The organism is Mycolicibacterium neworleansense (genome assembly GCF_001245615.1).
Taxonomy (GTDB): Bacteria; Actinomycetota; Actinomycetes; order Mycobacteriales; family Mycobacteriaceae; genus Mycobacterium; species Mycobacterium neworleansense.
This window is the reverse complement of sequence record NZ_CWKH01000002.1, coordinates 840,249-854,308: the sequence shown is the minus strand read 5'-3', so window position 1 is coordinate 854,308 and position 14,060 is coordinate 840,249. Positions and strand designations below refer to the sequence as shown.

The following is a 14,060-nucleotide window of genomic DNA, read 5'->3' as shown; positions in this document are numbered from 1 at the left end:
GTAGGCATGGCCATCGCCTCACCGGTGACGCAGCGGTCGACCGTTGTGGCGCTCTTGTTGTTGACGTGCGCCACCGGGATCGTCGACGCGGTCAGTGTGCTGGTGTTGGGGCATGTGTTCGTCGCGAACATGACCGGGAACGTGATCTTTTTGGGGTTCTGGTTCGTACCGCACTCCGGAGTGGACGTGACGGGCGCGCTGGTGGCGTTCATCGGGTTCGTGCTGGGCACCGTGGTGGGCGGACGGCTCCGCCGTCATCTCGACAGTCACGTGCGCAACTGGTTGACCACCGCGTTGGGCGTGGAAGTCGTTCTGTTGACCGTGCTTTCGATCCTGTGCGGAACAGGGGTGCTGAACTATCAGGACAACCGCAAGTTCATCCTGATCGTTCTGGCGATGACCTTCGGGATCCAGAACGCGACGGCGCGCCAGTTCGGTATCCAGGAGCTGAGCACCACGGTGCTGACGCAGACGATCGTCGGCATCGGGTTCGACAGCCGACTGGCCGGTGGCACCGGCGACCGCGAGAAGTTGCGCTACGGCGTGGTGTTGACGATGTGCGGTGGTGCGATCTTGGGCGCGACGCTGTCGCGGTTCACCGTCGCGCCGGTGATCGGGCTGGCGGCGGTGGTGGTGGCGATCAGTGCGCTGATCTTCAAGTTCGGGCCGGCTCCAGATCCGGCTCCTGCGGAGAATGCTCGCTGATCCAACTTTCACCTTCGTGCGCCGCGAGTCGCAGGGCACCGAACTCGCCGAAGTAGGCGGCCACCGCGCCGACACCGGGCAGCATCCCGAGGTAGCGGTAAAACTGCTGCGGGTGTGGTCTTTTCGTGAGTTCCTCACCCGCGGCACGCAGGGTCCCGGCGAACTCCCAGAGCCTCATGGGCAATGATTGCGGCGGAGTTTCAGGGGCATCAGGTGGACTGCTGCTCAGCCGGCGGTCACAGAGGACCGCGCCCAGCAGTTGGGCTTGCTCGCCGTGCTCGGTGACGCCGTCTTCCCGGGCCACGGCGCACAGCACGATCGCCTGATTGGTGAATCCGAGGAGGTCTTGAATACCCAGCCGATTGGCGATGACCCCGAATGCGCCCGGGAATGCGACGAGGATGGTGGTCACCGCGCCGGCACGGTGTACCCACCACTTCACATGCCCGTCTTGATCCATCTCGGTCCAGGCCTTGGTACCCGGCAGTTCGGCGAAGTTGAGCAATGCGGCCGCGATGTCGAGGGATTTGCCTATGGCGCCCTCGGCGGGTTGCTCGCGGTGGGTTCGCCGTCTCAGGCCGAGGGGGTCGAACCGGCTGAAGATGTCCAGTGCCGGGTTGATGACGGCCACCGCATTTTCGAGCGCACCCGCGACGTCGGCGTCCGAGAGGCGAGTGAATGGCAACAGGCTTATCCCCACCGCAGCTATCTTGCCGGATGCGCACGGTTGTCGTCGTTCCGGTCCAGAATTTGTCGTACCCCTTTGCGATGATGGGTTCATGTCCTCGGCGGCAGCCACTTTCGATTCGGAGGTGAGCCCTGCGCAGCGCACTGAGGTGTTGTTCGCCGAGTTGTCGGAGCTGACCGGCCAGCGCAATGCGATCGATGGCCGCATCGTGGAGATCGTCGCTGAGTTGGACCGTGACGAGTTGTGCGGGGCCACCGGTGCTCGTTCGATCGAGGCGTTGGTGGCCTGGAAGACCGGTGTCACCCCGCGTAATGCCGAGACCATGGTGGCGGTGGCACGGCGGGTTGAGGAATTCCCCCGCTGCACGCAAGACCTGCGCGAAGGCCGGCTCTCGCTGGACCAAGTCGGTGTGATCGCCGAGAAAGCCGCCGACGGATCCGATGAGCATTACGCGGAGTTGGCCGCGGTAGCCACCGTGACCCAACTGCGCACCGCGATCAAGCTCGAGCCGCGCCCGGAACCTGATCCGAAGCCTGAACCGCAGCGGTCCTTCACCCGAGTCGAGGGCGACGGGTACACGACTTATCGGATCACCCTGCCGCGTCTGGAGGCAGCGAAATTCGACGCTGCCCGCCAAGCGCATCACGATGGGCTGGTCGCGGACTGGAAACGCGATCATGACACCGACGACAGCGATGGCGACGGTGACACCTCACAACAGGCGCCGCCGTTTCCCGACAGTGTGAATGCGTTCATGAGCCTGGTCGAGACCGGCTGGGATGCCGAGGCCGCGCATCGCCCGCATGGCCAGCACACCACCGTGGTGGTGCATGTCGATGTTGAGAAACCGGTCGCCGCACTACATCTGGGCCCGGTCCTCGCCGAGGATGAGCGACGCTACCTGCTGTGTGATGCCACCTTCGAGGCGTGGTTCGAACGCCACGGGCAACCGATCGGCGCTGGGCGTACGACTCGAGCGATCAGCCGTCGGTTGCGCCGGGCCCTGGAACATCGTGACCGGTGCTGTGTGGTGCCTGGCTGCGGGTCTACCCGCGGTTTGCATGCCCATCACATCGTTCATTGGGAGGAGGGCGGGGCCACCGACCTGGACAACCTGGTGCTGGTGTGCCCGTATCACCATCGCCTGCACCACCGGCGCCTGATCACCATCACCGGACCCGCCGGCCATCTCAGCGTCACCGACCACACGGGGCGACCGTTGCACGGCGGATCACTGGCCCGCCCACCGATCACACCCCCGCCCGACGTTCCACCGTGTCCCGGACCGACCGGCGAACGCGCACACTGGTGGTGGTACCAACCCTTCCAACCCCAACCACCACCGGAAGCCGCGTAGTACTGGGGGGAAACGCCCGTCGGTAGCCTGACGAGTATGCCCAATGCCGCGACTCGGGGCGACGTCTATGTCAAGCGCAACGTAATGGCGCCGACGGGATTCTTCGCCGCGGAGGCCGCCGGACTGAACTGGCTGGTGGTCGAGGGTGGCGTGCCGTGTGTCCCGGTAATCGATTACGACGCAACCTCATTGACCTTGCAGCGACTGCACCCGGTAGCGCCGACTGCGCAGGCCGCGCGGGACTTCGGTGAGCAACTGGCACATACCCACGATGCCGGAGCGCCGGCCTACGGGGCAGGACCAGAGGGCTATGACGGGGACGGGTTCTTCGGACCGATGTCGCAGCCGTTGCCAATGTCGTTGGCCCACCGCGATTCTTGGGGTGCCTTCTACGCCGATGAGCGGCTGGTGCCGATGGCGGAGCTGGCCGCAGCCGGGCTCGATGCGACGGCGCGGGCCGCCGTGGTGGCCGTGGCAGAACTGTGCCGTGCCGGCACGTTCGACGACGACGATGGACCGGCCCGGCTCCATGGCGATCTGTGGAGCGGCAACGTGATGTGGACCGCGGATGGCGCTGTCCTGATCGACCCCGCTGCGCACGGCGGCCACCGCGAGACGGATCTGGCGATGCTGGAGTTGTTCGGGTTTCCGTTTCTGGATGAGATGTTGGCGGCGTATGAGTCGGTACGACCACTGCGTGGAGGCCGGCAAGACCGGGTCGATCTGCATCAGCTCTATCCGCTGCTGGCTCATGTCGTGCTCTTCGGCGCGAGCTACGCCGGCCAGACCGAGTCGGCGGCCCGGCGGGTCCTGACAAAGTTCAGCAAACTACGGATCGAGTAGCCCGGCCCATGGGTGTGAGTCCGGCACGGTCATCTGATGCTGGTTGAGGTGGTTTCGGGGCGGATTTGAATCGGTTGACACATCGGTCGTTGATTGACAACGGCAAGTGGTACGCGTTCGGACCGCAGCAACATCATGATGATCGGGCCGCGATGAAACTGCGGCTTGCCTGACGCAAGCGTTAATTGATTAACACCCAGCGCAGCGGTCATGGCCATCCTCGTGAACAGTTTGCGACAGTTTGCGTCCGCGAACAGTGAATTCTTTTCAGCAATCCAGTGATGGAGGTCACATTAGTGTTACGTTGCCTGAGATCAACCTGAGAAGGCGGCCGAAAGGACTGGTCAGATGGCAGTCAAACACCGTAAGCAGCGGAGGCGTATCAAGAGGGCTGCAACCCTCGGTGCGGCAACCGCAACAGTCACCGCGCTTACGGTGGGCGTAGCTCCGCCACCGGCTCAGGCCGCAGCGGTTCAGCACGACCTCCGGCTGCAAGCCGGAGTGCACATCTTCCCGCCGCCGGATCAGATCCCGGATCTGACGGGTGGTTTCGGGACGCAGGTCTACAACCAGTTCCAGACTGTTGGGGCGCAGCTGGAAACCGCGTTCGTCGAGAACTTCAACCTGGCAGTCCTGCTCCAAGCGGCCGGTTTGGATCCGTCCGCCGCGATCAATGGCGCACTCAACGACGCGTTGGGCGACGCGCTGGGCAATGCCTTGAGCGGACTGCCCATCGACGTGAGCGAACTTCTCGGTATCGACCTCGAGGATCCACTCTCGTCGGTCGGGATCAACGTGATCACGACCGGCGGGGTGTTCACCCTGCTGCGCCTGCTCGGCGTTGACCTCGGGTGGGTGCCGTCCTTCCCGAATTCGGTGGCCGACGAGATCAACAACACCGAATACCTTGAGATCAGCCTCGAGTCGATCTTCGAGGCAGTCGGTCTACCCACGAGTGGCCTTGCGTTCGACGCTCTCAAAGCAACGATCAAGACCCTCACCGGCATTGAACTGCCGCCCCTCAGCACCAACGCCGCCGATGTGCGGATCCCGATCGTCGCGGGATGGGGATTCGGCGCCTTCGCCGCGGGTGCGGCGTATCAACAGGTGGTCGACGATCTGCCGAATCAGCCTGGCGGGGCGGCCTATACCGGAACCAATCCGCTGCTCGGCAGCTACACGATCCTGCCGATGATCCTGATCGACAACCCCGGACGGGCGAACGGCGGCATCCTGGCTCGCGCGTATCCGTTGTTCGGGCTGCTGGGGATCGACACGGTGACTCCCGATACCCAGGTGCAGAGCAGCGGGACCAGCATTCTTGAGGGTATCCCCGTGGTCGAGGACATCCCATTGTTCGGCCTCACCCCGGGTGGCGCCAACCTGATCCCGATCAAGATCGACGCGACGGCCGAATACCTTCCGCTCTCGGATTTCGCGGCATGGCCCAATCCGTTCACCATGGCGAACAACGTTGCAGCCGGCCTGTTCCCGACCTACATCCTGCGCAACCAGTCGCTCGACACGCTTACCACGGTCCTGGTCGATCAGATCGTGTCCCAGCTCGGTGCCGACATCACCGACTATCTGGCCGATCCAGGTGATGACCCGCAGCTGGGCCCCAAGCTCAACATCTACGTCACGATCCCGGCCAACAGCCTGCCGCTGCTGGAGCCGACGTATCTGGCGGTCGACGTGATCAACCTGCTGACCGGGGCGAACTTCAACAACCCGATCGGGACGGCGCTGACACCGGTGCTCACCAGCCTGGTGAACCTCGGCTACACCGACGTGTACTACGACGAGCAGACCGGCATCTATGACCGCACGCTCGACGAAGCCGACATCCCAACGGCATTCGGCACGCTGCCGGCGGATGTCGACTGGGGGCAGGTTCCCGGGCACCTGGCGAACAACCTCGTCACTGGCATTCAGAAGGCGATCAGCGATGGCTTGATCAACCAGAACCCCGTGCCGAGCCCGATCCAGCAGCTGCTGGGCCTCCTGGGTGTGGGTAACACGCTGACGACAGGAGGGCCCGGACTGGACCTCTCAAGCCTGACCGATGCCCTCAACGCTGCTGGGACGCAGAGCAATGCGACGACGAGCTTCGAGCCGCAGGCCATCACCCAGACCAATGTGGGTACCGACACGGTGAATCTGAAATCGGTGGTGGACGAACCTTTTGGGGACGACGACGGAGCCAAGAAGCTCACCGCCGCGGCCGACGATGCCCGCCAAGAGGTCGAGAAAACGGTCAAGGACGCCGGGGAGCGTGCCAAGGTCTCGGCTGAGAAAGCTCGTGAGCGGACGGCCAAGGCCGTCAAGGATGCCCAGGACCGGGTGAACAAGCTCGCCGAGGATGGACGCAAGCAGATCAAGTCTGCCGCGGAAGGTATCCAGAAGGGTGCGCAGAAGGCGGTCAACGACGTGAAGGACAACGTGAAGAAGGCCGGCGACTCGGTGAAGCCCGCCAAGAAGGCCGAGAAGAAGGACGCCGCCTAACTACGATTGGCCTGTGACTTCAGCGAGGCGTGGGCGCGGTAGGCCCGCCGGGCCTGGCGTCGATGTCGAGCAGCGGCGCTCGGACCTGCTCGCCGCGGCCGAGCGTGCGATCCGTACCCATGGGCCCGATGTGGGGATCGCGGAGGTGGCCAAGGAGGCCGGCTTCGTGCGCTCGGCCGTCTACGCGGTGTTCCCGAACAAGGCGGCCATCTTGTCGGCGCTCGGCGAGCGTCAGGCGCATCGGCTGCTGAGTGAGATCACCAGGCGCGCATCGGGGTCGACTGATCTGCGGCAGCGGATGTCACTGTTCTTCGACGTCATCTGCGGCTGGATGCAGGACGATCCGAACCTCTACCGGGCACTGAGTGTGCATGCCGCCGGCGGCCATGAGATGCCGGGAATCTTCGATGAGCTCGCCGCCGCGGTCGAAGCGATGCTGGCGGCGTCGATGGCCGCCGGTGGCACCGATACCGCGGCCGCGGCTCCGTGGGCCCGGGCCATCGTCGGGTCGGCGATGATCAGCGCGCAATGGTGGCTCCGGGATTCGTCGATGCCCCGCGCTGAACTCGTCGAACACCTGACCACGCTGTGCTGGGACGGCGGCTCGGCCCTTCCGTTCAGTCCATTCGATGTCTCGGCTATTGACAGCGGTACGTAATAAAAGACACCATGTCTTTTATGGCTGCTCCCGCCTCACCACAGGTCGACGGTCCTTCGCGGTACTGGGAGGACGTCCCCGGCGAATACGACTTGCAACTGACTGAGATCACCGGCGCGATCCCGCAGGGACTGACCGGCACGCTCTACCGCAACGGCTCGGGCCGCTGGAACATCGGTGCGTCACGCGTGGACAGCCTGTTCGACGCCGACGGCATGGTGGTCGCCTTCGCCATCGACGGCAACGGTGTCCGGTTCAAGAACCGCTTCGTGCGCACCGAGCACTACCTGACCACCACCGCGGCCGGCCGGATGGTGAAACGCGGCTTCGCCTTCCAGCGCCCAGGTGGCATGCGGGCCAACGCCTTCCGCCTACCGGCCAACACTGCCAACACCAATGTGATGATCGGTCAGGACCAACTGCTCGCCCTGTGGGAGGGTGGCCGTCCGCACGGCATGGACCTCGACACCCTCAACACCATCGGAATGTGCAGCCTCGACGGCGTGCTCAAGGGTCCGGTCGGGGCGTACTCGGCGCACTACACCTACGATGCGACGACGGATTCACGCGTCAACTTCGGATTCGAGCCGTACTTCCCCCGCGTGGACCTACGACACATCCGCAGTGCCCCCAACCGGGATGAGAAGATCAGGCGGCTGCGGGAACTCGCCGGTGAGGCGATTCCCCGGGTCCGGTTACGCCTGTACGAGACCGACAGCCGCGGCGAAACCCGGTACCTGCGGGCGGTACCGCTGCCCGGCATGGGGTTGCTCCATGACATGGCACTGACCCCGCGCTACGCCGTATTCATGATGTCACCGGTTCGGATCAATCCCTGGGCCTTGCTGGGGCGGCAAAGCTATTGGGATGCCATGCAGTTCAAGCAGAACGAACCCTCCTACTTCATCCTCGCCCCGCGCGACGGCGGTAAGGTCCGCACGATCGAGACCGACCCCTTCTACATGTGGCACTACGCCAACGCCTACGAGGACGGCGCCGATGTGGTGGTGGAGTTGCCGCGGTTCGCCCCCGAAACCTTCGGCGGCATGCAGGCCTGGGCCTCCGACAGTCGCACCGACATGGCCCGGATGTACGCGGACGTCGTCCCGGAGAAGGCGCCGGATTCAGTGCGCCTCACCCGCTTTCGTATCACCGCCGATGACCGCGTCATAGCTGAACCGCTGGCGCAGATGGGTTGTGAATTCCCGCAGATCGACCAGCGGCGGTCGACTCAACCGCACTCGGTCACCTATGTGACAGCCCCCAGCGACGGGGAGGGGAGCGGGGAAGGGATCGGCCGCTTCAACCACACCGACGGCAGCGTGCAGACCTACTGCCCGACCGGCCACAAGCTCGTCGAGCCCATCTTCGTGCCCCGCCCGGGCAGCACCGCCGAGGACGACGGGTGGGTGCTGACGGTGGGCTACGACGAGACCCAGCACCGCAGCCGGCTCATGGTGTTCGATGCCCCGCGCATCGACGCCGGACCGATCGCCGAAGCCTGGCTGCCGTTCCACCTGCCCATGAGCTATCACGGTGCGTTCACTGAACGGGTGGCCAGGTTCTAGAACGCTAGTTGGGGGCCAGCGCACTCTCGGTCAGGCGCGCGATCACCGGCGACAGCAACTGGGCGTATTCGGCGGTGATGTGGTTGTCGTCGCGGAAAACCAGGGTGTTGCCGACGATCACCGGGCAGCGTGAGCCGGTGCAGAAGTATTGGTCGAGCCGCGCGTACTGTCCGCCGCCGGCCTGTACCGCTGCGGCCTCGGCGGCAATACCCGTGTCGTTCACGGCAATCGAGCGGTCCGGCGTACAGGCGGTCGCGTCGTCCATGTGCGCCGACAAGCAGGTCGGCACCGTGGTGTGCGGGTCGGGTACCGGCCCGAGCACCAGGACCCGTGCCCCGGTGCCGCGCAACTGCGACACCAGCCGCGTCAACCCGTCCAGCCAGGCCGGGTCGTAGCTGACGAAGCCGAAATCCGCGCCGTAGCGGCGCACCATGTCCAGCACGATGAGTGCCGGGCGCTCCTTGGCGATTCGGGTCAGCACATCGGCCCGCCACTGCTTGCATTCGGTGAACTCACGACCGAGGTAGGGACTGAGGATCGGCAGCTTCATCGGTGGGCAGGTGACTTTCGCGAAAGTCTCCAGCCGCCAACGTTGTTGCTGCGCGGCGGCCTCCAGGGCCGGATGCCACATCCCGGCGTGGGAATCGCCGACCAGGGCCACCCGGGTGGCCGAGGCGGTGTCGCCGGATACGCAGTCCGGGACTGCGACGTCCTGCCAGGACAGTACGCAACCGTTGACGAACGCCTCGGGCTTGGTGATATTGCCCAGCGGCGGTGAGAGATTCGACGGCACCGCGCGCAGATCGGCCGACGCGGCGACGGCCGCCTGCACCCGTTGTTCGGGTGTCTGCGTCGGGACGGCCGCGCGAGAAGGGCCGACCACGGCGACCGGAACCGCTGCCGGTCCGGATCCCGTCGGTACCGGACGCACCGCCAACAGCACCAGCCCCGCGCAGACGGCCACCCCGGTGGCGGTCGCGCCGACGGCCAGGCTGCGCCACGATGAGCCCCGCAGCGCCGTCGCGAACCTGGCCGGGTTCTCGACCAGATGCAGGGTCAGGATCGCCAGGCCCAGCGACATCACCATCATCGCCAGTCGGCCGGCCAGCCCCAGGCCATGGCCGAACAGCGCGGGCGCCAGCAGCAATACCGGCCAGTGCCACAGGTACCACGAATAGGACAGCCGGCCGATGCCGCGCAGCGCCGGCTTCGACAGCAGGCGCCCCACACCGAGACCGGGTATCGCACAACCCGCCCCGATCACCAGCGCGGTACCCATCACCGGGAGCAACGCCGCGGAGCCCGGATAGGGAGTGGTGGTACCGAGCTGTGTGCACGTCACCAGGATCAGGACCAGCCCACCCCAGCCGACCAGGGCTGCGCAGACCGGCGGCAGGTTGCGCCAGTGCGCCGCGGTCAACGCGATCAGCCCACCGGCGGCCAACTCCCAGGCGCGGGTCGGCAGGGAGAAGAACGCCCACGGCGGCATCGTCTCGGTCCACGCCAGCGACACCGCGAGCGACGCGCCGGCCACCACCGCCAACACGCAGGCGTACGGGGCGGCCGAGCGGGTGCCCCGGCCGCAGCGGGTCAGCACCCATGCGGTCGCCAGGATCAGCGCCGGCCACAACAGGTAGAACTGCTCCTCCACCCCGAGAGACCAGTAGTGCTGCAGCGGAGACGCCGCCGTCTCGGCTGCCAGATAGTCGGTGCCCTCCGCCGCGAAGCGGTAGTTACCGACATAAAGGGCACTTGCGATCGCGTCGGCCAGCACCGAACGGGCCTGCAGCGGAGGCAGCAGGAGGGTGGCCGCCATCGATGTCGCAACCAGGACAAGCGCGGCGGCGGGCAACAGCCGTCGGGCCCGCCCGGCGTAGAACTGCGCCATCCGGACCGTCCCGGTGCCCGAGGCCTCCCGCCACAACAGGCCGGTGATCAGGAATCCCGACACAACGAAGAACACGTCGACGCCGATGAACCCGCCACCGAAACCGGGCACCCCGGCGTGAAACAGCACCACCGCCAGAACCGCCACCGCCCGAAGCCCTTCGATGTCAGGGCGAAACTGCTTGTTCGGCAGGGCTTTCCGACCGCTCGCGGTGCTGCCGCGGCGGGCCGTGGGCCCCGCGAGGGTGTTCACTCTGTTCACTCGAGTAACGATGGTCGCACGACAAGCGCTGTTGACCCTGGATTTGCGGGGCCTGTTGCTAGCCTCATCCCGATGGGACGATCACGCATTGCGGCACTGGCAGTGCTGTGCGGCCTGCTCTCGGGGTGCTGCGCTCCGACTCAATCGACGTCGGCCCCGGCGGCGCCGCCGCCGTCGGCAGCATCGACCAAGTCAGCGGCCGCGGACGGCACGTGCGATCTGAGTGGCCTTCCACCGGAGGCGGACAAGACCGTCGACCTCATCCAAGCCGGCGGCCCATTTCCCTACCCGCGCAACGACGGCGTCGTCTTCGGCAACTACGAGGGCCGGCTGCCCAAACATGAGCGCGGCTATTACCACGAGTACACGGTCCCGACACCCGGCACCAAGCACCGCGGCAAGCGGCGCATCGTCACCGGGGGAGCGCCGCAGAACGACCCGCCCGAGTACTACTACACCGGCGACCACTACGAATCCTTCTGTCTGATCGGAGGCACGTGAAGACGTATCGGATCGACGGGGCCAAGGTGGCCACCAAAGCGGACTTCTTCACCGAGATCGGCCGCGCGGTCAACGGCGACGAGGGCTACTTCGGCTCCAATCTGGATGCGTTGGCCGACTGTCTGCGCGGTGGCTTCGGCACCCCGGACAATCGCAAGTTCCGGTTCGTGATGACGTCATACCGGAACATCAAAGAGGCACTCGGACAAGACACCTGGAGCACCGTGCTGTCGATCTTCGCCACCGAGGGAGTCGACCTGTGGCTGGAGAACTGACCGACCTCAGCAAATCTGGCTGAGAACGACTTACGCGCGTCCGACGGGGGCATCGGCGCTGCGGCCGCGGATTGGCAACACGCTTGCGCGGCAACGTCGTTGACCGTGGGCACGGCACCTTCGAAAAGTGGTTACGCTGGCGTTCTGCGTGCTGTCTGGCGCGGGGTGGCTGGCGAGAACTGGCAGGAGCAACGCGCGCGTGACCGAAGAGCTGTCTACCGAGACGACGTGGGTGATGGCCCGCACCGAGGGATCCGCGCACCTATGGCAAACGCAACCCGGCGACATGATCGCCGCGCTTCCGTACTTTCGAGCCACGATGACCCACCTCGTCGCGCTCCACGGCGGCACGCTGTCGGCGAGACAGTCCTCCTGCGACGGTTTCGCGGCCACCTTCGACCGGGCGTCGGACGCGGTGTCGTGCGCGCTGTACCTGCAACTGACGCCGTTGGATCCCTTCGAACTGTGTATCGGCGTACACAGCGCGCGCACCGGCACGGGGCGGTTGCGCGACATCGCCCATGCCGGGCAGACGCTGATCTCGGGCACGACGGCGTCGTCGGTGGCCGGCGATCTACCCGCCGGCGCATCGCTGAAATACCTTGGCGACCAACGTATGGGTGATACCGGGGCCCAGGAACGGCTTCTACAGCTGTGTCATCCAGGATTGCGGAAGTACCTGCAGCCCTTGCGAATGCCGAACGCCGTGCTCGCCGAAATCCTGGTGAACTAGCGGCTGCTCAGTTGAAGGCAAGCCAGCTGGGCAGCGCCCGTTCGCGCGAATCGCACAACACCTGACGGGTGTCGCAGTTCCCGCGGGGCGAACCGGCCCCGCTCCACATGCCGCCGGTGTCGCGGCGCAATACGATGGCCGACGAGCCGCCGCCGTCGAGCAGCACCGCGTTGTCGGCACCCAGACCGCGGAACAGGTCCTGGATGTTGTCCGGCGTATAGCTGCCGCCCTGGAACACGTAGAGCTGGTCGGTGGCCCGGTTGTAACCGACGGCGGTGCGCGCCGCGCTGGGGCCGTTGTCGTTGAGCTGACCGGTGTCGCCCGGGGCGAGCAGCCCGATGCCGGCCACCGCGACGAACCGGGCGTTCTGATCCAGCAGGCGCTGGATCACCGGGGTGGCCGAGTCGTAGTCGTCCTTGCTCTTGGGCATCACCACATACGGTGCGCCGCCCATCGGAAGGATCATGGTGGCCAGGGCCGACCAGTGCTCGTTCCCGCCGGACAGGCCCTGCTTGCCGGCGTAGGCCAGCGTGCCGGTGACCGCGGCGTTGGCCCGGCCCTGTCCGCGCGTGTTGTCCACGTAGGCGCCCAACGGCGAGGAGCACTTCGTGTCACGCCACGAGCCGCCCTTCTGCCCGCGGACGTCGAAGAAGTTGGCATTGACCGCGATGGTCGGTTGCCCCAGGACCTGCCACGCCGAAAGGGGTGCATAGGTTTCGGAGGCCTGCCAAAGTCCTTCCCCGGTCCGGGCGCCGGGGGTGCGCTCGCATCGCGACTGATAACCCTGGTGACTGTCGACCAGCAGCTTGGGGTTCAGCCGTGTGGAGGCGTTCTTCATCGCCATCAGGTGGCCGCCGTTGTTCAGCGTGTAGGCCCGACCGTCGGCAGCCAGGAACGGCGCGGCGAACTGGCCGCCGAAGTTGTAGACGAGGTATGAGCCCTTGGTGTTCGCGATCGCCCCGAGAAGCAGTGTCCGGGCGTCCTCGGCACGCGCAACGGGGGAGCCGGTGGTGGCCAGGGCGGCGCAGACGGCAACCGCGGACGCAGTGGCGACCGCACGCCGGAAGAGTTTTGCCAGGGCTGGCACGAACTACACAATAATCACACAGGTAACTCTGTCAACATGCGTAACAGCCTGGTCACGGTTGGATCAAGACGGGATCGCACCCGGTTGATCGGTGTTAGCTGGATCCGCCGCATCGGGCTTGCGCAGCGCCGCCGGCCGCAAATTCTCCGGCAGTGCGCGCAGGCATGCCGCGCACAGTGCGGTCACGGCCACCGCGCCCGCGGTGGTCAGCATCGCCGGGGCGGTCGGGAAGGCCGCATCCAGCAGCATCGCCACACCGAAGATGACGAACAGGGCCGCGGCGCCCAGCTGGATCGCCCGCTCCGGCAGGTGCCTACCCGCGATCGCCCCGACCACGATGGCCAGCGCGTCGGCGGCCACCATGCCGATGGTCGAGCCGATCCACACCCCCACCCAGTCGTTGTCGGCAGCCAGCGTGATCGTGGCGAGCATGGTCTTGTCGCCGAGCTCGGCAAGCAGGAAGGCCGAGGTGACGGTCAAGAACGCCGGGGCGGTCGAGCGCTGGGCACGCGTCGCCTCGTCGTCGGACAGCTTGTCGCCACGCAGCGTCCACAGCCCGAAGAAGACGAACGCCACACCGGCGAGGATGCCGAGCAGATGGGTCGGAAGGGCCGCGCCCAGGTAATGGCCGACCGCGACGGAGATCAGGTGCACACCGGTCGTGGCTGCGGTGATGCCGCCCAGCACCACCCACCAGCGGTAGCGCAGCGCAAACGTCATGGCCATCAACTGCGACTTGTCACCGAGTTCGGCGACGAAGATGACAGCGAAACTCAAGGCCAGAGCAGCGAGCACGCAACAACTCCTCGGTTGTTGGCTGCCGTCGGGGGCTTGATCAGACGCCTCCGGCCGGCAACCAAATGGTCTACGGCCGAAGGTCTCGCCCACCGGCCGTGACCGGTTCGGATAACCGGGCCGTTATCGCAACGCTGTACGGCCAGTATGTCGAATATCCGATTGGGGGCTACTCCCCTTCGCTGTCCACCACCAT

At 66.0% G+C, this 14,060-nt stretch carries 14 protein-coding genes; 9 read left to right on the top strand and 5 right to left on the bottom strand.

Annotated elements, in window-relative coordinates:
* The first annotated feature begins 6 nt into the window (after nucleotides 1-6).
* Nucleotides 7-705, top strand: a complete 699-nt coding sequence (locus tag BN2156_RS19710) for a YoaK family protein (protein ID WP_090516650.1) — start codon at nucleotides 7-9, stop codon at nucleotides 703-705.
* On the opposite strand, the gene BN2156_RS19705 is transcribed toward BN2156_RS19710, so the two are convergent.
* Nucleotides 656-1,390 carry a hypothetical protein gene (locus BN2156_RS19705; RefSeq protein ID WP_235625413.1) on the bottom strand — a complete coding sequence of 245 codons (735 nt, stop codon included), beginning with the start codon at nucleotides 1,388-1,390 and terminating at the stop codon, nucleotides 656-658. The genes BN2156_RS19710 and BN2156_RS19705 overlap by 50 nt on opposite strands.
* Before the next feature lie 94 nt (nucleotides 1,391-1,484).
* On the opposite strand from BN2156_RS19705, the gene BN2156_RS19700 reads away from it, so the two are divergent.
* Both BN2156_RS19700 and BN2156_RS19695 read left to right on the top strand, forming a co-directional pair.
* Nucleotides 1,485-2,750, top strand: a complete 1,266-nt coding sequence (locus BN2156_RS19700) for an HNH endonuclease signature motif containing protein (RefSeq protein ID WP_090516648.1) — start codon at nucleotides 1,485-1,487, stop codon at nucleotides 2,748-2,750.
* A 36-nt stretch (nucleotides 2,751-2,786) separates the two neighbouring features.
* Entirely contained in the window at nucleotides 2,787-3,593 is an 807-nt protein-coding gene (locus BN2156_RS19695) for a fructosamine kinase family protein (protein WP_090516647.1), read from the top strand.
* Nucleotides 3,594-3,622: 29 nt separating this feature from the next.
* Here BN2156_RS19695 and BN2156_RS30580 read toward each other — a convergent pair whose 3' ends face one another.
* Complete coding sequence (locus BN2156_RS30580; RefSeq protein WP_131725180.1) at nucleotides 3,623-3,805, bottom strand: hypothetical protein; 183 nt, start codon at nucleotides 3,803-3,805, stop codon at nucleotides 3,623-3,625.
* Nucleotides 3,806-3,941: 136 nt separating this feature from the next.
* On the opposite strand from BN2156_RS30580, the gene BN2156_RS19690 reads away from it, so the two are divergent.
* From BN2156_RS19690 to BN2156_RS19680, 3 genes are read left to right on the top strand one after another with little or no spacing between them, the layout of a single operon-like run.
* Entirely contained in the window at nucleotides 3,942-6,098 is a 2,157-nt protein-coding gene (locus BN2156_RS19690) for an AAA family ATPase (RefSeq protein ID WP_162490893.1), read from the top strand.
* Between the two features lie 13 nt (nucleotides 6,099-6,111).
* The gene (locus BN2156_RS19685) at nucleotides 6,112-6,756 is read left to right on the top strand and encodes a TetR/AcrR family transcriptional regulator (RefSeq protein WP_090516645.1); all 645 of its coding nucleotides are present in this window, start codon (nucleotides 6,112-6,114) and stop codon (nucleotides 6,754-6,756) included.
* A 20-nt stretch (nucleotides 6,757-6,776) separates the two neighbouring features.
* Complete coding sequence (locus BN2156_RS19680) at nucleotides 6,777-8,324, top strand: carotenoid oxygenase family protein (protein ID WP_090516644.1); 1,548 nt, start codon at nucleotides 6,777-6,779, stop codon at nucleotides 8,322-8,324.
* Nucleotides 8,325-8,328: 4 nt separating this feature from the next.
* Here BN2156_RS19680 and BN2156_RS19675 read toward each other — a convergent pair whose 3' ends face one another.
* Entirely contained in the window at nucleotides 8,329-10,464 is a 2,136-nt protein-coding gene (locus BN2156_RS19675) for an acyltransferase family protein (protein ID WP_090516643.1), read from the bottom strand.
* 81 nt (nucleotides 10,465-10,545) lie between these two features.
* Here BN2156_RS19675 and BN2156_RS19670 point away from each other — a divergent pair, with 81 nt between their 5' ends.
* The 3 genes from BN2156_RS19670 to BN2156_RS19660 all read left to right on the top strand — a co-directional run bounded on the left by BN2156_RS19670 (nucleotide 10,546) and on the right by BN2156_RS19660 (nucleotide 11,982).
* Nucleotides 10,546-10,974, top strand: a complete 429-nt coding sequence (locus BN2156_RS19670) for a guanyl-specific ribonuclease (protein WP_308208099.1) — start codon at nucleotides 10,546-10,548, stop codon at nucleotides 10,972-10,974.
* A complete protein-coding gene (locus tag BN2156_RS19665) occupies nucleotides 10,971-11,249 on the top strand; it encodes a barstar family protein (protein WP_090516642.1) in 279 nt (92 codons plus the stop codon). Before BN2156_RS19670 ends, BN2156_RS19665 begins: the two co-directional genes overlap by 4 nt.
* Nucleotides 11,250-11,448: 199 nt before the next feature.
* Nucleotides 11,449-11,982, top strand: a complete 534-nt coding sequence (locus BN2156_RS19660) for an adenylate/guanylate cyclase domain-containing protein (RefSeq protein ID WP_090516641.1) — start codon at nucleotides 11,449-11,451, stop codon at nucleotides 11,980-11,982.
* A gap of 7 nt (nucleotides 11,983-11,989) precedes the next feature.
* Here the strand turns inward: BN2156_RS19660 and BN2156_RS19655 are convergent, their stop codons facing one another.
* Both BN2156_RS19655 and BN2156_RS19650 read right to left on the bottom strand, forming a co-directional pair.
* On the bottom strand, nucleotides 11,990-13,069 hold the full coding sequence (locus tag BN2156_RS19655) for a phosphodiester glycosidase family protein (RefSeq protein WP_090516640.1): 1,080 nt from the start codon (nucleotides 13,067-13,069) through the stop codon (nucleotides 11,990-11,992).
* 63 nt (nucleotides 13,070-13,132) lie between these two features.
* Entirely contained in the window at nucleotides 13,133-13,864 is a 732-nt protein-coding gene (locus BN2156_RS19650) for a TMEM165/GDT1 family protein (protein WP_090516639.1), read from the bottom strand.
* Nucleotides 13,865-14,060 lie beyond the last annotated feature (196 nt).

What these genes read in the sequence shown, in the direction of transcription:
- BN2156_RS19695 (WP_090516647.1), top strand. Translation starts at nt 2,787, where the DNA reads ATGCCCAATGCCGCGACTCGGGGCGACGTCTATGTCAAGCGCAACGTA.
- BN2156_RS19690 (WP_162490893.1), top strand. Translation starts at nt 3,942, where the DNA reads ATGGCAGTCAAACACCGTAAGCAGCGGAGGCGTATCAAGAGGGCTGCA.
- BN2156_RS19670 (WP_308208099.1), top strand. Translation starts at nt 10,546, where the DNA reads ATGGGACGATCACGCATTGCGGCACTGGCAGTGCTGTGCGGCCTGCTC.
- BN2156_RS19710 (WP_090516650.1), top strand. Translation starts at nt 7, where the DNA reads ATGGCCATCGCCTCACCGGTGACGCAGCGGTCGACCGTTGTGGCGCTC.
- BN2156_RS19700 (WP_090516648.1), top strand. Translation starts at nt 1,485, where the DNA reads ATGTCCTCGGCGGCAGCCACTTTCGATTCGGAGGTGAGCCCTGCGCAG.
- BN2156_RS30580 (WP_131725180.1), bottom strand. Translation starts at nt 3,805, where the DNA reads ATGACCGCTGCGCTGGGTGTTAATCAATTAACGCTTGCGTCAGGCAAG.
- BN2156_RS19680 (WP_090516644.1), top strand. Translation starts at nt 6,777, where the DNA reads ATGGCTGCTCCCGCCTCACCACAGGTCGACGGTCCTTCGCGGTACTGG.